At 41.4% G+C, this 18,894-nt stretch carries 33 protein-coding genes and 1 tRNA gene; 10 read left to right on the top strand and 24 right to left on the bottom strand.

All coding sequences use genetic code 11. From position 1 onward, the window contains the following. The 24 genes from LVY74_RS16795 to LVY74_RS16680 all read right to left on the bottom strand — a co-directional run bounded on the left by LVY74_RS16795 (position 1) and on the right by LVY74_RS16680 (position 14,603). Positions 1-354 carry a phage head closure protein gene (locus tag LVY74_RS16795; RefSeq protein ID WP_237816019.1) on the bottom strand — a complete coding sequence of 118 codons (354 nt, stop codon included), beginning with the start codon at positions 352-354 and terminating at the stop codon, positions 1-3. Between the two features lie 3 nt (positions 355-357). Then, positions 358-672 carry a head-tail connector protein gene (locus tag LVY74_RS16790; protein WP_237816018.1) on the bottom strand — a complete coding sequence of 105 codons (315 nt, stop codon included), beginning with the start codon at positions 670-672 and terminating at the stop codon, positions 358-360. Between the two features lie 51 nt (positions 673-723). Further along, positions 724-1,923, bottom strand: a complete 1,200-nt coding sequence (locus tag LVY74_RS16785) for a phage major capsid protein (protein WP_237816017.1) — start codon at positions 1,921-1,923, stop codon at positions 724-726. A gap of 2 nt (positions 1,924-1,925) precedes the next feature. After that, the gene (locus LVY74_RS16780) at positions 1,926-2,594 is read right to left on the bottom strand and encodes an HK97 family phage prohead protease (protein ID WP_237816016.1); all 669 of its coding nucleotides are present in this window, start codon (positions 2,592-2,594) and stop codon (positions 1,926-1,928) included. Beyond that, positions 2,575-3,801, bottom strand: a complete 1,227-nt coding sequence (locus LVY74_RS16775; RefSeq protein ID WP_237816015.1) for a phage portal protein — start codon at positions 3,799-3,801, stop codon at positions 2,575-2,577. The genes LVY74_RS16780 and LVY74_RS16775 overlap by 20 nt, the downstream gene beginning before the upstream one ends. Beyond that, positions 3,801-5,525: a terminase large subunit gene (locus LVY74_RS16770; RefSeq protein ID WP_237816014.1), complete on the bottom strand. Its 1,725-nt coding sequence runs from the start codon at positions 5,523-5,525 to the stop codon at positions 3,801-3,803. The genes LVY74_RS16775 and LVY74_RS16770 overlap by 1 nt, the downstream gene beginning before the upstream one ends. An 8-nt stretch (positions 5,526-5,533) precedes the next feature. Continuing rightward, on the bottom strand, positions 5,534-6,025 hold the full coding sequence (locus tag LVY74_RS16765) for a phage terminase small subunit P27 family (protein ID WP_237816013.1): 492 nt from the start codon (positions 6,023-6,025) through the stop codon (positions 5,534-5,536). Between the two features lie 95 nt (positions 6,026-6,120). Further along, positions 6,121-6,513 (bottom strand): HNH endonuclease, encoded by a 393-nt coding sequence (locus LVY74_RS16760; protein ID WP_237816012.1) that lies wholly within the window; start codon positions 6,511-6,513, stop codon positions 6,121-6,123. Further along, positions 6,506-6,739 carry a hypothetical protein gene (locus LVY74_RS16755; protein WP_237816011.1) on the bottom strand — a complete coding sequence of 78 codons (234 nt, stop codon included), beginning with the start codon at positions 6,737-6,739 and terminating at the stop codon, positions 6,506-6,508. Before LVY74_RS16755 ends, LVY74_RS16760 begins: the two co-directional genes overlap by 8 nt. Beyond that, on the bottom strand, positions 6,739-6,996 hold the full coding sequence (locus tag LVY74_RS16750) for a hypothetical protein (RefSeq protein ID WP_237816010.1): 258 nt from the start codon (positions 6,994-6,996) through the stop codon (positions 6,739-6,741). The genes LVY74_RS16755 and LVY74_RS16750 overlap by 1 nt, the downstream gene beginning before the upstream one ends. 174 nt (positions 6,997-7,170) lie before the next feature. Beyond that, positions 7,171-7,479, bottom strand: coding sequence for a hypothetical protein (locus LVY74_RS16745; RefSeq protein WP_237816009.1), 309 nt, complete (start codon positions 7,477-7,479; stop codon positions 7,171-7,173). A 53-nt stretch (positions 7,480-7,532) separates the two neighbouring features. Continuing rightward, entirely contained in the window at positions 7,533-7,706 is a 174-nt protein-coding gene (locus LVY74_RS16740) for a hypothetical protein (RefSeq protein ID WP_237816008.1), read from the bottom strand. A gap of 11 nt (positions 7,707-7,717) precedes the next feature. Then, complete coding sequence (locus LVY74_RS16735; RefSeq protein WP_237816007.1) at positions 7,718-7,927, bottom strand: hypothetical protein; 210 nt, start codon at positions 7,925-7,927, stop codon at positions 7,718-7,720. 211 nt (positions 7,928-8,138) lie between these two features. Next, a tRNA-Arg gene (locus tag LVY74_RS16730) sits at positions 8,139-8,215 on the bottom strand. Positions 8,216-8,713: 498 nt separating this feature from the next. Next, positions 8,714-9,262, bottom strand: coding sequence for a hypothetical protein (locus LVY74_RS16725; protein ID WP_237816006.1), 549 nt, complete (start codon positions 9,260-9,262; stop codon positions 8,714-8,716). Between the two features lie 11 nt (positions 9,263-9,273). After that, entirely contained in the window at positions 9,274-9,756 is a 483-nt protein-coding gene (locus LVY74_RS16720; protein WP_237816005.1) for a RusA family crossover junction endodeoxyribonuclease, read from the bottom strand. Continuing rightward, entirely contained in the window at positions 9,749-10,240 is a 492-nt protein-coding gene (locus tag LVY74_RS16715; protein ID WP_237816004.1) for a hypothetical protein, read from the bottom strand. Before LVY74_RS16715 ends, LVY74_RS16720 begins: the two co-directional genes overlap by 8 nt. 97 nt (positions 10,241-10,337) lie before the next feature. Further along, on the bottom strand, positions 10,338-11,174 hold the full coding sequence (locus LVY74_RS16710; protein ID WP_237816003.1) for a DNA adenine methylase: 837 nt from the start codon (positions 11,172-11,174) through the stop codon (positions 10,338-10,340). After that, complete coding sequence (locus LVY74_RS16705; protein WP_237816002.1) at positions 11,171-11,662, bottom strand: hypothetical protein; 492 nt, start codon at positions 11,660-11,662, stop codon at positions 11,171-11,173. Before LVY74_RS16705 ends, LVY74_RS16710 begins: the two co-directional genes overlap by 4 nt. Continuing rightward, positions 11,659-12,264, bottom strand: a complete 606-nt coding sequence (locus LVY74_RS16700) for a restriction endonuclease (protein WP_237816001.1) — start codon at positions 12,262-12,264, stop codon at positions 11,659-11,661. The genes LVY74_RS16705 and LVY74_RS16700 overlap by 4 nt, the downstream gene beginning before the upstream one ends. Then, positions 12,261-13,127: a hypothetical protein gene (locus LVY74_RS16695; RefSeq protein WP_237816000.1), complete on the bottom strand. Its 867-nt coding sequence runs from the start codon at positions 13,125-13,127 to the stop codon at positions 12,261-12,263. Before LVY74_RS16695 ends, LVY74_RS16700 begins: the two co-directional genes overlap by 4 nt. Continuing rightward, positions 13,124-13,834 carry a phage antirepressor KilAC domain-containing protein gene (locus tag LVY74_RS16690; RefSeq protein WP_237815999.1) on the bottom strand — a complete coding sequence of 237 codons (711 nt, stop codon included), beginning with the start codon at positions 13,832-13,834 and terminating at the stop codon, positions 13,124-13,126. The genes LVY74_RS16695 and LVY74_RS16690 overlap by 4 nt, the downstream gene beginning before the upstream one ends. Before the next feature lie 45 nt (positions 13,835-13,879). After that, positions 13,880-14,371, bottom strand: coding sequence for a phage regulatory CII family protein (locus LVY74_RS16685; protein WP_237815998.1), 492 nt, complete (start codon positions 14,369-14,371; stop codon positions 13,880-13,882). A gap of 55 nt (positions 14,372-14,426) precedes the next feature. Beyond that, the gene (locus tag LVY74_RS16680) at positions 14,427-14,603 is read right to left on the bottom strand and encodes a Cro/CI family transcriptional regulator (RefSeq protein WP_330848036.1); all 177 of its coding nucleotides are present in this window, start codon (positions 14,601-14,603) and stop codon (positions 14,427-14,429) included. Positions 14,604-14,728: 125 nt separating this feature from the next. Here LVY74_RS16680 and LVY74_RS16675 point away from each other — a divergent pair, with 125 nt between their 5' ends. The 10 genes from LVY74_RS16675 to LVY74_RS16630 all read left to right on the top strand — a co-directional run bounded on the left by LVY74_RS16675 (position 14,729) and on the right by LVY74_RS16630 (position 18,863). Next, positions 14,729-15,418 (top strand): S24 family peptidase, encoded by a 690-nt coding sequence (locus tag LVY74_RS16675; RefSeq protein ID WP_237815996.1) that lies wholly within the window; start codon positions 14,729-14,731, stop codon positions 15,416-15,418. 83 nt (positions 15,419-15,501) lie between these two features. After that, positions 15,502-15,693: a hypothetical protein gene (locus tag LVY74_RS16670; RefSeq protein ID WP_237815995.1), complete on the top strand. Its 192-nt coding sequence runs from the start codon at positions 15,502-15,504 to the stop codon at positions 15,691-15,693. A 272-nt stretch (positions 15,694-15,965) separates the two neighbouring features. Beyond that, the gene (locus LVY74_RS16665; protein ID WP_237815994.1) at positions 15,966-16,181 is read left to right on the top strand and encodes a hypothetical protein; all 216 of its coding nucleotides are present in this window, start codon (positions 15,966-15,968) and stop codon (positions 16,179-16,181) included. After that, on the top strand, positions 16,178-16,417 hold the full coding sequence (locus LVY74_RS16660) for a helix-turn-helix domain-containing protein (RefSeq protein ID WP_237815993.1): 240 nt from the start codon (positions 16,178-16,180) through the stop codon (positions 16,415-16,417). The genes LVY74_RS16665 and LVY74_RS16660 overlap by 4 nt, the downstream gene beginning before the upstream one ends. 33 nt (positions 16,418-16,450) lie before the next feature. Then, complete coding sequence (locus LVY74_RS16655) at positions 16,451-16,927, top strand: hypothetical protein (protein WP_237815992.1); 477 nt, start codon at positions 16,451-16,453, stop codon at positions 16,925-16,927. A 73-nt stretch (positions 16,928-17,000) separates the two neighbouring features. Continuing rightward, positions 17,001-17,393 (top strand): hypothetical protein, encoded by a 393-nt coding sequence (locus LVY74_RS16650; protein WP_237815991.1) that lies wholly within the window; start codon positions 17,001-17,003, stop codon positions 17,391-17,393. Then, on the top strand, positions 17,390-17,731 hold the full coding sequence (locus LVY74_RS16645; protein ID WP_237815990.1) for a hypothetical protein: 342 nt from the start codon (positions 17,390-17,392) through the stop codon (positions 17,729-17,731). The genes LVY74_RS16650 and LVY74_RS16645 overlap by 4 nt, the downstream gene beginning before the upstream one ends. Continuing rightward, a complete protein-coding gene (locus LVY74_RS16640) occupies positions 17,724-18,428 on the top strand; it encodes a hypothetical protein (RefSeq protein ID WP_237815989.1) in 705 nt (234 codons plus the stop codon). Before LVY74_RS16645 ends, LVY74_RS16640 begins: the two co-directional genes overlap by 8 nt. After that, positions 18,425-18,652 carry a hypothetical protein gene (locus tag LVY74_RS16635; protein WP_237815988.1) on the top strand — a complete coding sequence of 76 codons (228 nt, stop codon included), beginning with the start codon at positions 18,425-18,427 and terminating at the stop codon, positions 18,650-18,652. Before LVY74_RS16640 ends, LVY74_RS16635 begins: the two co-directional genes overlap by 4 nt. A 1-nt stretch (position 18,653) precedes the next feature. Beyond that, positions 18,654-18,863, top strand: a complete 210-nt coding sequence (locus tag LVY74_RS16630; protein WP_237815987.1) for a hypothetical protein — start codon at positions 18,654-18,656, stop codon at positions 18,861-18,863. Positions 18,864-18,894: the final 31 nt, after the last annotated feature.

The following is an 18,894-nucleotide window of genomic DNA, read 5'->3' as shown; positions in this document are numbered from 1 at the left end:
TCATGGATTCCACGCCTTTTCCCCTGTGGCAAGGTTCAAGGTCAAATATTCACGGCGACTGTCAGGGTCTGTCATTGGGTTACCATCGATACAATAGTAATAACCCTCAAACTTTACCCGCATCGAGGAGTTAATCTGCTTGGCAGTTTGGCTATAACGAATTTTTGCCCGTGCCTGAATGGTACTTTGCGCCGCTTTTGCTGCAATCTGGTCTTTGGTGGAGAGGTCTGTAACCTCTGCCCAAACAGTCGCAAGGTCTGTCCACTGGCTGATTTGCTTGCCTGTTCTAGGGTCTTGCCCTGTCACGTTTTCTTGTTGGATGGTGATGCGGTGTTTTAATTTTCCAATCTGCATACATCACCCCACATTTATAAAACGATGACGATTCCATGCCCACATTGTAGATTTTGGCAAATCAGGACTACCTGCAGTTTCAGGATTCTCATGCCAGTAGGCAATCAGGCTTAATGCTCCCTGAATAATTGATGGGTTTACATTTATTCCATTCAATACATCATCTGGAATAGTGGCACCTGATTCATACAATTTACGATTGGTCACATCTTCAAAGTTACTAAATGCAGCATCAATCAATAGCTGTAAATCATCATCTTCATCATCGTGCTCAATCTTCAGTCTGAGCTTAACTTGTTGTAGTGTTACAAAAGCCATAAATCCCCCTTAAATAAAGCCCCAATGAAGGGGCTTTATCCTGTTCAGTCCTTATGCTGATAGCTTCAAGCCCTTGACTGCATTGCTATCCAGCAACATACCACCTGTACGTTTAGTGGTATAGAAACCAACATATGGCTTGTTAGTGTACGGGTCACGCAGCACACGTGTTCCCATACGATCCACAATCAGATATGCACGTTTAAAGTTACCGAACAGCACTGGCATAACATCTGCCGCTACTTCTGGCATATCTTCATTTTCTTCAATGCCATAACCAAGTAAGGTAGATGGTTGACCAAGCTGCAAACCAGGTTGCCACAAGTAATTCCCTTCACTGTCCTTAAACTTACGCACTTTGGCTTGGGTAAGATTGGTCATCATAAACAGCGCACCATTACGATAAGCTTTACGAGTCGCATAGATTAAATTGAGCAAACCATCGGAATCAAAATCTGCCGATGTACCTGAGTTAACATTTTGCAATGTGCCAAAAGCACGATCTTTATCAGCATCCGTTGAGAAGCTGTATGCCAAAATTCCTTTAGGCTTATTCGTGCCATTCCCTAACAAGAAGGCATTACCCTCTTTTTCAGCAAATTCCTGTGCAACTTCGGTTGAAATCCAGTTTTCCACATCAAAAAACACATCATCCAATGCGGTTTGAGTGACTTGTGGATTGGCATAAATCTCACCCATATAAGCTTCAAGTTGCGCCAAAGTCGATGTACCAGTAGCAGGACGTGTATCTGTTTCTCCTACCCAACCTGAACCTGCACCACCAAGGTTGACCAGTTTTTTGTACTTGTCCGTACCGACAGTCATTTGTGAACAGATACGACGCATTGGATTTTCGTCTTTTAAAAGCTCCAATAAAGTCTTATCTAATTCTTCTGGAACAGCATAACCACCTTCAGAATCAGTACCAACATTGACCGCTTTTTTCTCAAGCTCGGCCAAGCCATCTTCTGTACCTTTACGCATAAACTGGTAAAACGCAGTTTTATGCTCATCTGCTTCTTTGCCTTTGGTTGCACCAGGGCGTTTAGCCGCCTTCAGCTCTTTTTCAAGCTCATCCTTTAGCTTGTCTAAGTCACCCAATTTTTCATTGATCTTGTCCACCTGCTCTGACAATTTGCCTTTTTCAGCTTTAATGCCATCAAGTTCCTGATCATTTTTCTTTTTGAAGTCCTCAAACGTACCTTTCAGGTCTGCTGCAACTTCTTCAATGTCTTTCTTTTCAATAGCCATGGTTAATTACCTTCTGCGAAAATGTTTTTTAAATCTTTCAATGATTGAAGTGCATCTTGGTCTAGATCAACATCACGCTGATTCAGTGCACTGTAGCCTTTGGCCATGAATGCCTTGGCTTGTGTTCGAGAAAATCCCAATGCCTCTCGCAGGGCTTTTTCCACATTGCTTGGTGATGGTGTCTCACCGTTTTGAAGCATGGTTTTGACGTTTGTCACCTGTGCTTCTTCATTGGCAGGAAAAGTCACTAAGGACACCTCCCACAAATCAATATCTTTAAGTTTGTAAATACCGAGGGATTTGTCATATTCATAATCCCGAAGGATATAACCAATCGACAAACCACCAAGCGAACCTGCCTTTAAGTGGGCATATGCACGTTTTGCCAGTGGGTCATCATCAATCAGTAAACGCCCTTTGACATACAAGCCATGCTCATCCTCTTTCATTTCGGTATAGATACCGATTGGCTCACTCATCTTGTGCTGCCAGAGCATTGAAGGTAGCCGACCTTTTGCAGTCCATTCAGTTAAACTGCGAAGGAATGCGCCTTTCATCACCGCATCCCCATAGCTGTCTTCAACACCAAAGACTGAGCCATAGCCTTCAAACTCACCCGTTTCCGAGACTGATTTAATTTCTAAAGGCACATTAAGATGTTTTATTTCCATCATTTCCCCCATTAGGATCGGTGGTCATATTCATTGGTGTCAGATAAACATCACCACCTTCACGTGGGTTCATGTCTTCCAGTTCACGGCAATCATTCGGGCTGAGCCATCCCCATTGAATGCCTTTGCCATACGACTCATAGCGTGTTTTCAAATCCCCACGTAACAATGCACCTGCATTAAATTTGGCATAGTGGGTTTTACGGTCTGTTTCATTCAGAAGCCCAACACGAATCCGCGACTCAATACGAGTCATGTACGGTACAAGTGAATAATTCACAAAGCTCATACCCATCTGCTCGATATTGTTCAGTGTCATCTTGTCCATTGATGCGATCAGATGTGGCGGTACACGAAACAAGCCACAGATTTCATCCTTCTGGTACTGCCGTGTTTCCAAGAACTGCGAATCTTCGAGATTCAGGGCGGTTGGCTTCCATTTCAGCCCCTGTTCTAAAATCATCGGTTTATAGGTATTGGCTAAACCTGTGTAATTTTCATCAAAGTCAGCCTTTAACCGTGCAAAAGCGGCAGCTGTTAATGTTTCATCTGTTTCCAAAACGCCAGAAGTTACCGCACCATTTTTAAATAACTTGGAACCATGCTCTTCAGTATCTAGCCCAAGACCAATACACTTACGGGCATAGGCAATCGGGTTTAAACCATTGAGACCATCCAACGTGAACAGACGCACATGCCAAATTTCATTCTGAGTTAGTGTTTTCAAACCACCATTTTTAAAATTGACTTGGTATTCCACTGTCCAGTCATCATTGAGTTTCGGTGTCACTGAGGATGGATCCAGTGGCAACAGCTCCACCACTTGCCCTAGTGCATAAACCTTGTACGCATAAAAATTGCCACGCAAACACAGGCAGACCATGAGCAACTCCCAAAACTCCTGAGCAGTCATGTAATCATTCGGAGCTAAGGTCAGTAGGTCATATAACTTGTGGTTGATGGCAGGTTCTTTGGTGCTGCCTTTCTGTTTAAACAAACGACAAGGCAACATACCCATTGATTCGGACAGTACCCGTACACATGAAAACACCACTGCCAAATGCATAGCACGTAATGGTGTAACGGGTTGCCCTGAACCTGTCACAAACTCAGCACCAAACATACGGGCTAAATCGTCAGGGCTAGAAATAACTTGGGGAGTAGACTTGATTCCAAGCCACTCCCCAATTTTGGATTTTAAGTTCATTAGAGTCGTCTAACCCCGTGTTTCTCGATATGTTTGGACAAGTCATCCTCTTCTGCTGTACTGGTCAATGCCAGTATTCGGCTCACACCCATCAAGCCCGCAACCGCACCATCAATTTTCTTGAATTTCTTCTCCTTGTCTGGAAATTCAGTATCGTTCTTTCCTGTTTTGGAAATCACGTTGCCAAACATCCAGGATAAAATCGGATTGCCATCATGATGAAACCGACCTGCAGCAATTGCTGCCTCGACTTCTTTCATGGCAGGAGAAAAGGTTTTGGTGTTCTTGGGAATCTTGATCGAGGTATAACCTGCTTCATCAATCTGTTTGGAGATTTGAAATCCACCCCATTCATCATAAGGAACTTCCTGAATGGTCAGGTTGGCTGCATCTTCAATAATGTCCTCAGCAATTTCATTCAAGTCATTCTCAAAACCATCACAGACTGTTAAAAGCCCCTGATTTAGCCACTTCTGATAACGTTCAATCACCTGCTTTTCCTCACCGTTATAAACTGTGTCATACGGCAGATAAAAACGTGGAGCAATGCTGTAATAATGAATTTTCCCCTCGATGATGCGATAAAACAGATTAATTCGTGCTGCAATATCAATCTTGGAAGATAAATCCACACAGATCAGGCAGGCATCATTCACAAAATCAGCAATGTTTAATGAAGTGTCTTTACCTTTATTCCAATGTTCCATGTTAAAAAATGCAGACTTTGCCGATACCCAAACATTTAGATGCTTTGTTTTGAATGTATTCTGTTTTGTTGCACTCTGAGTTGCACGGCGTTGCTGTGAAATCAGATAATCTTCATAGACCGAAACATCATAATTGGGATTGGCTTTTGCCAAGACCTTCGGGTCAGTCCAATCATCGCCCTCATCAATGGTCCAAATCCAACCAAACAGTTCATCATCAGGAACCGTGCCTTCCAGCATTTCCTGTACCCGAATCCGCAAGTCATAACATGGACCTTCAATATTGAAGCCTGCGGTAGTAATGGTAAAAATCAGTGGTTGCCGACGTGCGCCCATCCCTGTTTGCATGGTGTCATACAAACGTGAATCAGCATGCTCATGGAACTCATCGACAATGGCACAGTGCGGTGACTGACCATCACCTGGATCACCAATCAATGGTTCAAACAAAGAACCATCGGTTGGAATTTCTAAGCTGCCTGCATTGACCAAAATTCCTGCTGCTTCAATTAAGTCAGGTGAGCGGTTCACCATCAGACGAGCAGGTTTAAAAACTTCCCATGCCTGTTTCTCTGTGGTTGCTCCTGAATAGACCTCAGAACCAAATTCACCATCATTGGCAAACATGTTTAAGGCAACACCTGCAGCGATTGCCGACTTGCCGTTCTTCCGTGGCACTTCCCAGTAGCTTTCTCGGAAACGGCGATAGCCATCTTTCTTACGAATCCAGCCAAAAGTGACTGCAATTCCAAATTTTTGCCAATCTTCGAGCTTAATTTTGAGCCGTCTTAATGCCCATTCGCCCTTGGTATGTGGCAATAATTCAATAAAAAGTATCTTTTTTTCAGCAAATTTAGGCTCAAATTTATAAGGAAAATCGCGAGATTTCGCCTTTTTTAAGTCATCTAAATGCCTTTGACAGGCTAATTTCACCCATTTACATGCGGGAATTTTTCCAGAAATTACAGAACGTGCCCATTTGTTGGCAGCGTCAACATTTGGGTAACTGTCCGCCATTTAAGCCCTCACATGTCTAATACTCCTGCAAATGCATTGCCTTTTTTCTTCTGTCCACCACCCGTTAAACGTCCCCGTGAAGATGGATCTAACCCAAGCAAAGAGCCAAACATCGTCATTTGCCGAGCAGCTTCATTCATGGCAGTTAGGGCAGGATTTTTCACGGGTCCACCTTGTGCCCCTGCAACGACAATTCCGTGCAAAGCCACTTCCTGCTGGGCTTTGCGCCAGTTTTCATAGGCAAGGCAAAACCCTTCCACGTTGTGCATATCGGTCAGGCAAAGAATCTTATTTTTAAGCAGTTCAGGAACAATCGACTTCCATATTGTTGGGGCATACTCAAGTGCTTGCATATAATCAGGTACATCAATATTCACCACTTTTGAAAATTCAGGAGCATGATTATTCAATGGGCGTTTACTCGGATTACCCTTAGCCCGTTTTGTTTCCTGCGGTGAAGGCTTTCGACCGCGCCCAGGAATGGATGCTATTCCGCCCATTTTGTCAACTCACTCAATTTTTAATTTCGCGCACATAAAAATGTGACTAGGGGGGCGGTCATTTCGGTAAAAGGTTTGAACTTTTTACCCTCCCCCTACCCATGCTGACGATCCACGGCGTTGTATTTGCGTGTATTTTTACTGTCTTGGTTCGCCGTTTTTTCTTTATGGCAAACACTGCACAAGCTTTGCAGGTTGCTCATGTCATCTGTGCCGCCGTGTGCTTTCGGAATGATATGGTCAACGTCTGTAGCTTCTGCAATCTGCCCAACGGCGTTACACTTCACACATAAATAATTATCACGCTGCAAGACTTTCTCACGCAACTTGCGCCATGTGTGACCATAGCCGCGCTCAGTGGTTGAACCTGTTCGATCAGGTCGTTTGCCCCAGTTGCTGCGCTTGTCTGCATGTACATCGCAGTAGCCTCGTTGCTTTGCTGATGTCACAAGATTAGGACAACGGTGTTCACGGCATGGTCTAGCCATCCTTAATCACCTGCAAGTCTTCAATGATTGCATCAATCTGTTGTTGATTGGTTGGGTAGACTTCAATGATTGCTTTCCATAAACACTCAGGTTCACCAACTAAAGTAACCTTATGAACTCCTTGCAATCTTGACCCATCATCTAACAAGACATGAGTTCCCTGTACTGGATGTACATTGCTGTCTTTATCCTTTTGCGGCGGAATAACCGAAACTACTCTGGGCATTAGTCATCATCCAAGTTACGTGATTGTGGTTCATCCTCATCGCCAACGATCTCATCGAGCAGCATGCGGATCTGTGCAGTCTGGTCACTGTTGATTTGAATGAGTTGGTTATTCTGTTGAATCAACAGATTGGTTTGATCGGTCAGTTTGTTGTTCTGTTCCGTCAACAGATTGTTTTGTTGGACTAACTGGTTGTTCTGCTGCACCAGTTGTAAGACGATTGATTGCAAGTTGCAGTCGTTGTTTGCTGTAGTCATACATTGCCTTTAGTTTTTGACGGCGTTCTTCACAGCCTTTACAGGACATAGACACCTCGGAATAAAAAAGAAAAACCGCACTAACTTTTGCAAGCTGTGCGGTTTTGTGTGCCGTAATCCGTTCGGCTAAGGAGAATAAAAAAACCACCCGAAGGTGGTCTTAATTTCAATATCTTAATATCTATATTTTTTGCTTTTTAGCGTGTAATAAAACTCTGCAACATCAGCCCATGCCCATAATAAAATTACAGAAGGAATGATCGGAATTCCCCACTTAAGCATATCGATATTTTCTGCAATCACAGGATAAAACGGATAGCCACCCATAAGATTGAAATTTGCTAACTTAACCAGAATAGGCATATATCCAATCATTGCCGTTAGAGCAATTGCTAAATAGAACATGAACAACCAAAAAACTTTAGGATATTCCTCAAAAACGTCATTGAGATCCCATAATTTATTTTTTATCCACTCGACCATATATACCTCAATTAATAAATTATTATATTAACTAGTTATATATGTATTACTGGCTATTTTTCAAGCACAATACGCAAATTCTTAATACGTTCTTTCAGCTTAACCATAATGCCATCAATCGCTAGGTGTTCTTTATGGGTTAGACCAGTTCTAGATAAAGACTGATATTTGTTGAGTTCATCACAACAGTAATTTAAGTCTTTTTTTGATTGTACTTTGTCTGTCATGATGAATTCCTTTACTTATGCCCAAGCCGACGTTTCATCAAACGGCGTTTCTTTTGGCTCAATTTGTTCTGTTTTGACTGATTAGAACTCGGCTCACTGAAAGCGAATGGCGAACAATCATGGAGACGAGGAACACTCATTGCAGCACCACAGCCAAACCCATGAGCCAACGCACTTAATCGAGCCAACGCACTTAATAAAGCAACTTTAGAGAAACGCATAAACACCTCAAATAGAAAAGAAAAACCCCGCCAATAATGCATATTTAGCGGGGTTCGGAGTGCCGTAGTACGCTCGGCTAATCTTCAATCCAAAACAATCGTTTTAAAAATCCAAGCATTTTAATTCCCTCGAATTCGATGGTTTTAATTATAGCGAATTCGTCCCAATTAGAATTTGAAAGGGATTCGTTCAAAACGAAACCCTTAAAACTGGTGCGCCATACAGGATTTGAACCTGTGACCATCCACTTAGAAGGCGGATGCTCTATCCAACTGAGCTAATGGCGCAATAAAAAAGATGTGGCAATCTGCCATACCCTTAAAAATAGCTCCCACAGCTTTACCTGTACTGTGGGCTACAGCTACTCACCTACTTAAAAAACCACTGGATGGGCACAGTATTTTCTTTTCGGTTTTCGGCGTGCATTCATGGCGGGGCATCACTCCCAATTCTGATTGTTTCCTGCATATCCCATCCATGCTCGATGAACTGCATGGGTTGTACCCGCTTTCGTGGAGTCTTACGCCTGTGTGTTCCAGTTAGGCAAATTTGCATAACATCACAGGTGATTACCTTTCAATTTATTTATTCATAAAGCCACCACTTAGTTGGGTTTATGGAATTTCAGGCAATAAAAAAGCCTAACTCTCTCAAGTCAGGCTCTTTACTTACACAGAAAAAATGGTCGAATTCTCTTAAACCACTACGATTAATAAAATACGACCATCTTAGTAAAACTATACCCCAATTCACATTTAAGCGGAATAGGCATCATGTAACTATTTTTATGCGTATTTTAAGCGCTTACGATACTTCTCAATTGAAGTTTCGACTTCCCAACGAGCACTATAAATAGCCAATACCATATCTCTTTCATACTTTATCCACGATTTGCGATATGCATCATAAGTCATGCGATCTTCGCCAATCCCTGCAAAATATAAGCGCCCTTTCGCAGTAAAATTGGCTTCCAATCGCTCATCCAGAGCAAACTCTAAAATCATTCGGGCAATCAACAAAGATAAGTCTTTTAGTGAAATATTTTTAGGCTCATCTTTTCCATCCTTTTGTGCTTGTTCAAACATAATTTTTGCTAAAAAATTAATGAGTAGATCATATGCTTGCTTATCTTTATGCCCCCACACATATAAAGATGCTAATGCCTTAGCCTGTACTGTATCCATCTTAGCAAATGCACCACAGCGATCTTCCCATGTGATTGGCTCAAGATTTGTGTCTTGAGTACACATTTCAAAATTTGCTGTTTTAGCTCTCATCTGCTTACCGAGCCACTCAATATTTGAGACTTTGTTTTTTTTTAAATCCGCATTCATACTGACCATCCTCAAATCTTCATCACACAAATATCAAGTAACCCACCTTTCACAACTGGTCGGGCATTCACTGTTAAGCTTTTCACCTGCGAATCATCTGCAATCAAACCGCACTTGGTTAAGGCATCGAGGCAAGGTTTTAAAATGTTGTCGATGTCACGGACTTTGTTGTCTGGCATGTGATAATTGATCTCAACCCGAACATGCCCGCCATAGTTGAGTGGTTGTACAAAGCGTTTGACTACTTCAACAAAATGGATGGCACGTTTGCTTAAACGCTTACATGCCTTGCCTGAGTCTAACCAATAGTTATTAATCGACGGCGGTATAATCTCGATGCTGCAATTCAGCAACTCACCTGTGCTGCATTCGTAAGTTTTTCCCTTGACCAAATATGACGGTAACTCTGGCACTGGGTCTTTATTAACTACTTTTTTGCCACTTTGTGGTTTATCGAATGAACGGCGATAACTACCCCATGTTGGTTTATTCATGTTTAGTCACCCATGCTTCAGTGGTTTTGTGGTCGCAGAAAAGGCACTCGAAAGAGCGCTCTAAATCACCAAATTGTGTTTTTTCAACCATGGTGTGGTCACAGGCTTGTGGTTCTTGTGTCTGATCATTACCTCGTAAGGTTTCATAAATTTCTTGAATGAAGTTCGCATATTGCCTTGGGGTCGGGGTTTGCACCTGATCATCAAAGAATTTTTCTATAAGAATTAATGATGATTCCACCCTGCTTGATGCAGAATTTCTTTGAGATACCAAGTTTTTGATACATTCAGATTGTTTTTCTTGATGGGTTTCAAGCTCATCGATCCGCTTTTGCTGTTCCTGCCAAGTCGCCCACGAAATCTGCACCGCCTGAACAACATACCCATCCTGAGCATCAAAAATAAAAAGGCGTTCGCCGTGGATAAAACGTAGGTTCAAATAAAAAGGCTGTTGCTGAAACCATTCTTCAAATTTACTTTTCATAAAAACCCCAACGCATGATTGACGCTGTAACTCGATGCCCCAGCGATTAAACAAAGAATGATTAGAACGATCATCGCAAGTAAGAAATCATTTGGGTTCATGCTGCACCTCCAAACAGGTCGGTTTTCTTCTGAGCTTGTGGATTAATCCAAAGGCATTCAGTGCGTAATGCTGTGCCGCGACCTGCCGAAATACGTGCTGCAGTTTCTACTCGATGCCAATCTTTCAATTTTTCGTCATACAAGTCATTTGGGTAACCCGATAAAATCACCATTCCTTCTAGCTCGAGTAATTTCTCAAGCAACTGGACATGATCATCATCTGCCATTTCATGTTTGTAATAGCTGCCAGTCTTTGCACCACCGTATCGAGTTTCGTGAACATACGGCGGATCTACATAGTGCAAAGTGGTGTCTGCATCATGATCTTGTAAAACCTGAATAGCTGGGCGATTTTCAATAAGCACACCTGACAAACGCTCACAGACAAAAGCCAAATGATCAGGATATGAGGCAAACAATGATTGAGCTGTTCCGTACTGGCGTTTAGTATCAATACGAAAGCCTGTACGACCTTTGGTAGCTCCTGCCGAACCGAAACCCATCTGCGCACGAATAATGATGCGTCTTGCACGCTCAATATCGTTATCAGTATGTTCCCAAGCCAAATCAAATTCTTCTCTTGCATACGGCGTTAGAACAAGTTGCTCAATTAACTGGCCACACTTTTCTTTGTTGCGTAGAACTTTGAATAAATTAACAACGTCACCATCGAGGTCGTTGTAAACCTCGGCGTACGCTCTTGGCTTTTGAAGTAATACACCTGCAGCACCGCCAAAGACTTCGGTATAACAAGTGTGGTTAGGGAAATGACTGATCACCCAATCAGCTAGGCGGAACTTACCACCATGGTAGCGAATCAATGGCTTGTTCATGCTGCACCTCCGAACAAGTCCAACGTCCACTCATCATGCACAGGTTTAGCCTTAGGTTGTTTTGCTTTTTCCACTGGTTGCATCGGTGGCGCATATTCAAGCTCTAGCGACTCAGGCATAGAGAATGCTTTCTCAAACTCTTTCTGAGTCGGGACATGTTGAACTAGTTGCCAAAATTCACAGTCATTCACCAAGCCCGCCAATGCTTTGTCAGCTTCAGCTTGAAGAAACCACATGTAGATATGCGATGAAAAATTGGCAGGTATTGAGATGCTTTTCTTACGCTTTTGCTCTTTGAATGCTTCAACGAATTGCAGTTCAAGCGCCTGATCCGCTGCAACTTCAAGTTCATCTTCACCAATCAAGCCCAGCCAAATTTTGAATGCTTCATTCTCAAAATCACAAAGCCCAGAAAATTTAAAATCTGTGCGTGGTGTTGGATAAGTTTTGCAATAACTCGCATCTGAATATTCTTTAAGTGCTCTCATACCGCCACCCGAAATTTATTCAAGAAATTAGAGATTTGCTCTTTTAAATGCTCAGGGCATGGCACACCTTTGCGGTTATGCTCAGCATCTTGCAAAAGCTTTGGCTTCTTCGGTTTGACCCACATTTCCTGCGTATAGCCCTTGTCCTGTGCTTTTCGCAGATAATCCTGATAAATATCTTTAAACGCGAAATGTGCTGTTTTCTGCCCTTCGTTATCCAAAATATGACGGACTTCATCGAGAGTGGCTTTTGCCAATTTGGTGATTGGCTTACTTGGATCAGCTTCAAACTGCATTGCTTTCGCCCACGCCATATCCGCTGTCCACCAGTCACACGCTTGTACACACCAAGAACGGAACTCAGGTAACTTCGGACACCATTTTTCGGTGTTCATACGTTCTAAGCCACGGCGTAACTCGTTAGGTGTCAATCCACTCAAAACCGTGCATGCCAGTTGCAATAATTTTTCATCGCTCAAATGCCCGTATGTCTTTTGGAACTCAGCGCCGTAAATATCTTCGATTCGACCCAATACCTGTTCTGCAATTTCAACTGGAAAGTCGATTTCAAAGGCTTGTTGAAAAACTTGGATATTGCTCATTGGCACTCTCCTACAACATCACGCATTGGGTTTGCTACTGGTTGTCCACCGAAACGCTTTTGGTATGGCTGTGAGTTTTGTTGCTGTTGCTGCGCAGTACGGTTTTGCTCATTGAAATACCACTCAGCTTCAAACGCTGCCCATGGCTTTTGGCGGTTCAAGCAATACTCGATGCCTTGAGCAAAAGTCAGCTTTGCTTTTTCGATTTGTTTCACAAGAAGCGTAAAAGCTCGTTCAGTGCTAACACCGCCTTTCGCCTTACGAACCTGCATGAACTCAGTTGCTGTCTTTTCAGATACGCCGTTTTCAATGATTGCCGCTTTGAAATCAAATTTCGTTGCTTGAGGTTTCTCAAAACCATCCACTGTTGATCGACTTTTTTTATATATTTTTTTATTCTCTGAAGTAATCTCTGAAGTAATCTTGTGTATAACGGATTGATGATTTGACGACCCCGAATTAAGGTTTTGCTTATCCCCGAACGCTAAATCTTCATTTCGGGAAATCGGGTTTTGCATTTCGCCAATTTGGTCTTTAATTACATGGGTTTGATACCAAGCATCGAATACAGGAATATCTAATTTATAAAAAATTTTATGTTCTAAGCGTTTTTCTGTTTCAATCAAAATCCCAAGTTCACGTAGTAATTTACGTGCTGTACGCTGTTGGCTGTACGTTAAACCTGTTTCCGCTGTCCATTCCTCAGCCGTCTTATAAACACCAAGGTTGTTCTCAGTCTTGTCATTCCAATAGATCAATTGGGACAACATGATGCCAGCAAGTGGATTACCTAATGCAAGACCAACGGCAGGATAGTAAGCAACTGCACGACCAAGCCCTTTTAATGTTGAATAATGACTCATTGCTTCAATCCTGCTTTTTCGATCATTGCTGTTAAACGTGTTAAGCCTTTCGCTGTGACACGCGCCTGTGTGTAAACGTGGTCGCCTTCTTCGTATGAAATGACCTGAGTCACTTTGTTGACCATCAAGCCTTTTTCAATCGCTGTGGAATACGCACATAAACGGCGATGCTTGCTGTTTTCGCGATATACCCAGTGCTTATCCAAGATGAACTGAATGAGGGTCTTTTCAGGCACACCAATCGTTTTGGCGGTGTCGCGGATCGTGAATGTGCTTGTTGTATCTGCAATTGCATCGACGACCTGTGCCTTAGGCTCAAGCAAAGCAACTTGCTCTTTCAGCGCTTGGTTTTCTTCTTCTGCAGCAAGTGCTAACTGGAGAATTTCACGGCGTGACAATTCACGTGGCTGTCCTGCTTCCAGCGCTTTAAGTTTTTGCATTACATGACGGCGAACTGATTTTGATTCGCGCATGCCAATCAACATGCATTGCTCAAGTGTCAGCTCAAAAATTACCGACTCTGTATTGTTTGAATTTTGAACTACATTTTTTATGTAGTTCTCCCCATCCAATTCATCCTCAATTTTTGCATTGAAACTGTTCAAGCGAAGAAGAGGTTCACCCATGCCATGACGAACCTGATTAATCACTTCAAGTAAGTCTTTGCTCGACATGGTTCTGTTTTGTGGTAACATGATCATGTTCATTTGATTTCCTTTTGGTTATCAACGTTAAAAGCCTGATCTCGCACATCAGGCTTTTTCTGTTTGTAGGCTAGACAAATAAACTGCCGCCTCTTTCTCAACTGCTTGTTTAAAAATCGTTAGAGCACTTTGAATCGCATCAACGATTTGAATCGTGTCTGAAAGCTCCGACGGCGTAATTACTCCATCTTCTAGAATGTTGTAGGCATGCTGGTTGATTTGCCCACTCTGAATGTTCACTTGTAACAATGACTCAAGTACGCTGACTTGATGATCTTTTTCATCTGCTTGCTGCACAGGTACAAGCATGTAACCCAATTTGTGTGCCCAAACTTTTAGGTTTGCAGGGTTTTGTGTGTAAATTAAGGCTGCTTCAAATGCCTTTAAGCTTGGTAAATGCATATCCATATTTGGGTTTGCATAATTCAAAACAGTTTTATGTGAAACGCCTAAAACATCTGCGACATCTTTTGGTGAAACGCCTACGGATTGATGAATCATCTTATGCAGTGCGTTTTTAGTTTCTTTACTAATATCCATGTGAATTCCTATTTTTATTCACGTTTACGGGTGAATGTCTTTTTGTGAAAATGGATTAAGCGATACGTTTATGTGGAATCTTCGGATCGCTTTCCAGTAATTTGAATGCCGATGCTTCAGGAACTAATTCACCCCATTGGTAAACAGCCTGACGTGTAATTTTTAGAATTTGTGCGATTTTTGGGGCATTAAATCGAGCTAGAACATCTGATGTTTTCATCTCAATTCGCATAGAGACTCCGTAAACTTAACTTTATTTTGTCAAGAATAATTTACTTAACAATGATTAGCAAGCTTTACAATTAAAAAGTTAAGCTTGCTTTACATTTTAGTGTAGTAACACCTTAGGATTTATCTATGAGTACTCTTCAGGAAAGGATGTCTTTAGCTATAAAAAACTATGAGTCAATTACAAATAAAAGATTCAAAAATATAGATTTAGCTAATTACTCTGGTGTTAGTAGAGCAAATGTTGGTCTATGGATTAATGGACCAACAAAAGAACTAGAAGGCTCTAAGCTACTCAAAGTTGCTGAATTCTTAAAAGTTAATCCTTTATGGTTAGCTGGCGAACGTGCTCAAATGCAACTTACAAATTCTGAGTTAGATAACAATATTGATCTAACTCAAAAAATTACTCTTGAAGGTCGTCCAGTTCCTGTTATTTCTTGGGTTGCTGCTGGGTCATTTGGATCAATTGAAACAGTGCTAAAAGATGCCGAAGTTGATGAACATCTTCCACCTAACAAAGACTGTGGGAAAAATGGTTATGGGCTTGTTGTAACTGGCTACTCTATGTCTCCAAAGTTTGAACCTGAAGATCGAATTTATGTAAATCCAGACGTTCAAACATTTGATTTAAAAACTAATGATCTAGTGATTGTTGCTTGCGCTGGAGATACAGAAGCAACTTTTAAAAAGCTCATCATTGAAGGTGGTGAAAAGTACCTTGAGCCACTAAACCCCAATTGGCCAGATAAAATTATTAAACTAACAGAAGGCTGTCGTTTAGTTGGTAAAGTTGTTGGTTTATATAGGAAAATTTAAATAAAAAGTAAGACATATGTGTCTTATATAAAACAAACTGTGAACCCGACACAGTCCTTAGAATGATCGGGTGGAGAGAAAAAATGCTTGATGAGACTGAAATTAAAGCACTGACAATAGAACTTACTAAGTTCAAAATTTCTAAACTAGAGCAAGGAGCAGAAGATCATAAAATAACTGCTGAATTGCTAATTAAAATCTATCAAGAATCAAAAAATGAGATTCAAAAAGAATGTATAAAATATTTTAAATATCAACCACCTAGAGTTGGATAAAACACTGTTCTTTTAATTAATTTACTAAGCTCTAAAAAAGTTATTGGTAGTTTTTTTATTTGGATCAGATACGTCAACAACGATTTCATTATTAAATATACTTTTAATAATAAACTCCAAGCAACCTCGCCCGGTGCGGGGTTTTCTTTTGTCCATTAAAACATATTTTGAATAGTATAATTTACAAATAAATGTAAATTACTCTTTACATGATTTAATTTGTTAAGTAACCTTTACTCACTGAACAAAAAATGACTCAGTGAGGTCAACCAATGCCAACCGAATATCTTTCTGTCAAATCAAAAGAAGGTCTTGCCATCCCTTTACTTGCAGCAACGATCATCTTTGTTGTTGTGTTCTTCACTTTATGCCGCGCAGCAGATCGTCAGGAACTTGCTGATAAAACCCAAACTACCCAAGCCCAACAAGTTGAGCAGGAAGCTCAATCCCTTTACGACGCTGCCAAACCACGTGGAGACCATTCATGAATGCACACATTCAAACACCTGCCCCAGTGCTAACACATGCACAAATTGCCATTCTTCTTGAAAAGAAAGACGGCGCTGCTTATCAAGCTGTCATCAAGCAAGTTGAAAAACCACTTCTTGAAGCTGCTCTAGTTCAACATCACGGTAATCAAACTGCGGTCGCGCTTCAGCTTGGCATTAACCGTGGCACGTTGCGTAAAAAATTAAAACTTCATGGCTTTCTTAAAGCCAAATAATTTCAGCGACACGGATGTTGCAAGGAAAAGACTATGTTTAAAGAAGTTCCTGTTTTACTCAGAAATATGAAACCACAACAGCGCTGGGAATGGTTTGAAAAGCAGTGTGAAGTTATCCGTGAAGGTGGTGTTTCAGGCCAAGGCGTGAAGTTTTCCAATTATGTCGCTGAAGCATTTGCTTATATGCAAAGCATTAACCAATTCAAATACTGCGAATCTCAAGCAATTTTACACAACATGGCTGTACGTGTGATGTGCTCTATCATTGAACAGAATGATGCCAAGTCAGCCGACTGGTTATATAGCCTACTTGAGATGTGTGGTGATCCAACATATCGAATGTACACCGACCCTCAAGCATTCTTTGATGCTCGACATATACCACTCCCTGAATCTGTCAAAGAGTACCGCGAGTCTTTAAAGCGTGTTCAACAGCATGAAGAGCAAGACAAAGCTCGGTACCAAGATTGGTACAACAAGAATGTTGTGCCAAGACTGAGAAGGGTTTGAGCATATTTTTGCTCGTCTTTATCAAATTTCTAGGATTTTGAGCATATTTTTGCTCTAAAAGTTAGGTGAAGTGATGGATATTAAAAAACTAATTGTAAAAGCGAACATCCGATACTGGGAAGACACCAAGGTAAACGGTGTTGATGACACGCAAAATGGTGACAATGTACCGTGCAAACAAGGTGAATTGTGGTGTCCTGAAATCAATGTGGCCACAGGCGTTATCGAAAATTGGGAAATAGGTAAAACTGCATTTATTCATTACAAAGTAGCTGATTGCTGTGGTTGGCAGCTATTAGATTCAAATGGAAATGTCGTTAAATCCCAAGAAGATGGCTATGTTCCAGACACACTCTCCCCAGCAGCAAAAGGCTATGGTGATTACATCTTCATGAATATTGATCAAAACGGTCAAATTGAAAAATGGAAATTTGACATTGATGATTTTCAGGAAGAAGAAGAATGATTGAATCTAACTTTCAAATCCAACCTGTAGAACTGCCAGATGATCTAGATAGTAACTGGTTTCATCCAGACATTGCGGCACATGACACTATTAATGAAAACTCTGAATATTATACGCAAGAACAGTTTGATCAGCTTCAAGTCAACCTTGGTGTAAAAATATCAATTGAAAGATGTTGGTATGAGGATATTCCTGAAATTCCCGAAGAGGATTATAGTGACTGGTCTAAATGGAAACCTAAACCGCCAACCTCTGATCACTTTCTGATTGCTGCTTTTGACACAGAAGATGGTCCAAGATTGTGGTGGGCGAAAGCACAGGGAGAAGGTCATGAGTAAAGAACGCCCTATCCTTTTCAATGCCGAAATGGTCAACGCCATTTTAGATGGTCGCAAGACTCAGACACGGCGTGTTATGCAACAGCAACCCCCTAGTGATGATTGGACACTTACTTATGTTGTTGCTAGCACAGAAAAAAAACTAGAAGGTAAGCGACATTGGGTTAGATTGAATGAAGCACAGACAACTGAACTAGAGCGAGGCCCTTATTTTAATAAGCCTTATGAGATTGGTGATCATCTGTGGGTTAGAGAGACCTGCATAATTTCTCCAAAAAACTGGTTATCTAGTGATGATCAATTAAATCATAAAGATATTGTTAAAGATTCAGATGGTAATCATCGAGTTGTGCAGTACCTTGCCACAAATTCAGATACAGATGTTCCGTTAAATGATTATAAGTTGAAGAAAACCCCGTCGATCCATATGCCGCGCTGGGCTTCGCGTATCTTGCTTAAAGTTACTGATGTTCGTAAAGAACGTCTGAATGATATTTCAGAAGCAGATGTTATCGCTGAAGGTGGACCAAAAAGTCACTCGAGCATTGATAAGGTATCTCGCACCTGTGGATTCAAAGATTGGTCGCGCTCTTGGTTTGCTCATACTTGGGATTGGATAAATGGCAACGGTGCATGGTCTCAAAACCCATGGGTATGGGTAGTTGAGTTCAAAGTTGTTGAAGGAGCCACCCAATGACTGACTACTGCAACTACTGTTTCGATGGGAATGATGCAAGCGTGCTCCCATATTACGGACTGGCTCCGCATACTAACTACAAGCAACACGGCGTTATTGTTGATACGGTCACTACACCAAAAAGTGAATGGCCTGAAAACTTTGAAGAAGATGAAACTGCACCAGGCACTGGGATTTATACCCATTGCCCTGAGTGTGGGTTTGGTAAAAATGAGGAAATTTAAGATGGCGACAATGATTGATTTAACAAATACTGAACGTCGGGTTTCTACCGCAGAATTTGCAATGCGCATGAATATTTCCGAAAAAGAATTATATGAACGTATTAAATTAGGCACTATTAATACACCCGCCAAAGATGGTCGAAAAAATTATTGGCTTAATAGTTACGTTCTAACATGTATAACTGGTAATGAGGTTCGATTATCAGCATGAATAGCCAAATAAAAAAGGTCGCACTTAAGCG

Source organism: Acinetobacter sp. ME22 (assembly GCF_022012315.1).
Classification (GTDB): Bacteria; Pseudomonadota; Gammaproteobacteria; order Pseudomonadales; family Moraxellaceae; genus Acinetobacter; species Acinetobacter brisouii_A.
This window is presented reverse-complemented; position numbering and strand designations above follow the sequence as displayed.

What these genes read in the sequence shown, in the direction of transcription:
- LVY74_RS16795 (WP_237816019.1), bottom strand. Translation starts at nt 354, where the DNA reads ATGCAGATTGGAAAATTAAAACACCGCATCACCATCCAACAAGAAAAC.
- LVY74_RS16790 (WP_237816018.1), bottom strand. Translation starts at nt 672, where the DNA reads ATGGCTTTTGTAACACTACAACAAGTTAAGCTCAGACTGAAGATTGAG.
- LVY74_RS16785 (WP_237816017.1), bottom strand. Translation starts at nt 1,923, where the DNA reads ATGGCTATTGAAAAGAAAGACATTGAAGAAGTTGCAGCAGACCTGAAA.
- LVY74_RS16780 (WP_237816016.1), bottom strand. Translation starts at nt 2,594, where the DNA reads ATGGAAATAAAACATCTTAATGTGCCTTTAGAAATTAAATCAGTCTCG.
- LVY74_RS16775 (WP_237816015.1), bottom strand. Translation starts at nt 3,801, where the DNA reads ATGAACTTAAAATCCAAAATTGGGGAGTGGCTTGGAATCAAGTCTACT.
- LVY74_RS16770 (WP_237816014.1), bottom strand. Translation starts at nt 5,525, where the DNA reads ATGGCGGACAGTTACCCAAATGTTGACGCTGCCAACAAATGGGCACGT.
- LVY74_RS16765 (WP_237816013.1), bottom strand. Translation starts at nt 6,025, where the DNA reads ATGGGCGGAATAGCATCCATTCCTGGGCGCGGTCGAAAGCCTTCACCG.
- LVY74_RS16760 (WP_237816012.1), bottom strand. Translation starts at nt 6,513, where the DNA reads ATGGCTAGACCATGCCGTGAACACCGTTGTCCTAATCTTGTGACATCA.
- LVY74_RS16755 (WP_237816011.1), bottom strand. Translation starts at nt 6,739, where the DNA reads ATGCCCAGAGTAGTTTCGGTTATTCCGCCGCAAAAGGATAAAGACAGC.
- LVY74_RS16750 (WP_237816010.1), bottom strand. Translation starts at nt 6,996, where the DNA reads ATGACTACAGCAAACAACGACTGCAACTTGCAATCAATCGTCTTACAA.
- LVY74_RS16745 (WP_237816009.1), bottom strand. Translation starts at nt 7,479, where the DNA reads ATGGTCGAGTGGATAAAAAATAAATTATGGGATCTCAATGACGTTTTT.
- LVY74_RS16740 (WP_237816008.1), bottom strand. Translation starts at nt 7,706, where the DNA reads ATGACAGACAAAGTACAATCAAAAAAAGACTTAAATTACTGTTGTGAT.
- LVY74_RS16735 (WP_237816007.1), bottom strand. Translation starts at nt 7,927, where the DNA reads ATGCGTTTCTCTAAAGTTGCTTTATTAAGTGCGTTGGCTCGATTAAGT.
- LVY74_RS16725 (WP_237816006.1), bottom strand. Translation starts at nt 9,262, where the DNA reads ATGAATGCGGATTTAAAAAAAAACAAAGTCTCAAATATTGAGTGGCTC.
- LVY74_RS16720 (WP_237816005.1), bottom strand. Translation starts at nt 9,756, where the DNA reads ATGAATAAACCAACATGGGGTAGTTATCGCCGTTCATTCGATAAACCA.
- LVY74_RS16715 (WP_237816004.1), bottom strand. Translation starts at nt 10,240, where the DNA reads ATGAAAAGTAAATTTGAAGAATGGTTTCAGCAACAGCCTTTTTATTTG.
- LVY74_RS16710 (WP_237816003.1), bottom strand. Translation starts at nt 11,174, where the DNA reads ATGAACAAGCCATTGATTCGCTACCATGGTGGTAAGTTCCGCCTAGCT.
- LVY74_RS16705 (WP_237816002.1), bottom strand. Translation starts at nt 11,662, where the DNA reads ATGAGAGCACTTAAAGAATATTCAGATGCGAGTTATTGCAAAACTTAT.
- LVY74_RS16700 (WP_237816001.1), bottom strand. Translation starts at nt 12,264, where the DNA reads ATGAGCAATATCCAAGTTTTTCAACAAGCCTTTGAAATCGACTTTCCA.
- LVY74_RS16695 (WP_237816000.1), bottom strand. Translation starts at nt 13,127, where the DNA reads ATGAGTCATTATTCAACATTAAAAGGGCTTGGTCGTGCAGTTGCTTAC.
- LVY74_RS16690 (WP_237815999.1), bottom strand. Translation starts at nt 13,834, where the DNA reads ATGAACATGATCATGTTACCACAAAACAGAACCATGTCGAGCAAAGAC.
- LVY74_RS16685 (WP_237815998.1), bottom strand. Translation starts at nt 14,371, where the DNA reads ATGGATATTAGTAAAGAAACTAAAAACGCACTGCATAAGATGATTCAT.
- LVY74_RS16680 (WP_330848036.1), bottom strand. Translation starts at nt 14,603, where the DNA reads ATGCGAATTGAGATGAAAACATCAGATGTTCTAGCTCGATTTAATGCC.
- LVY74_RS16675 (WP_237815996.1), top strand. Translation starts at nt 14,729, where the DNA reads ATGAGTACTCTTCAGGAAAGGATGTCTTTAGCTATAAAAAACTATGAG.
- LVY74_RS16670 (WP_237815995.1), top strand. Translation starts at nt 15,502, where the DNA reads ATGCTTGATGAGACTGAAATTAAAGCACTGACAATAGAACTTACTAAG.
- LVY74_RS16665 (WP_237815994.1), top strand. Translation starts at nt 15,966, where the DNA reads ATGCCAACCGAATATCTTTCTGTCAAATCAAAAGAAGGTCTTGCCATC.
- LVY74_RS16660 (WP_237815993.1), top strand. Translation starts at nt 16,178, where the DNA reads ATGAATGCACACATTCAAACACCTGCCCCAGTGCTAACACATGCACAA.
- LVY74_RS16655 (WP_237815992.1), top strand. Translation starts at nt 16,451, where the DNA reads ATGTTTAAAGAAGTTCCTGTTTTACTCAGAAATATGAAACCACAACAG.
- LVY74_RS16650 (WP_237815991.1), top strand. Translation starts at nt 17,001, where the DNA reads ATGGATATTAAAAAACTAATTGTAAAAGCGAACATCCGATACTGGGAA.
- LVY74_RS16645 (WP_237815990.1), top strand. Translation starts at nt 17,390, where the DNA reads ATGATTGAATCTAACTTTCAAATCCAACCTGTAGAACTGCCAGATGAT.
- LVY74_RS16640 (WP_237815989.1), top strand. Translation starts at nt 17,724, where the DNA reads ATGAGTAAAGAACGCCCTATCCTTTTCAATGCCGAAATGGTCAACGCC.
- LVY74_RS16635 (WP_237815988.1), top strand. Translation starts at nt 18,425, where the DNA reads ATGACTGACTACTGCAACTACTGTTTCGATGGGAATGATGCAAGCGTG.
- LVY74_RS16630 (WP_237815987.1), top strand. Translation starts at nt 18,654, where the DNA reads ATGGCGACAATGATTGATTTAACAAATACTGAACGTCGGGTTTCTACC.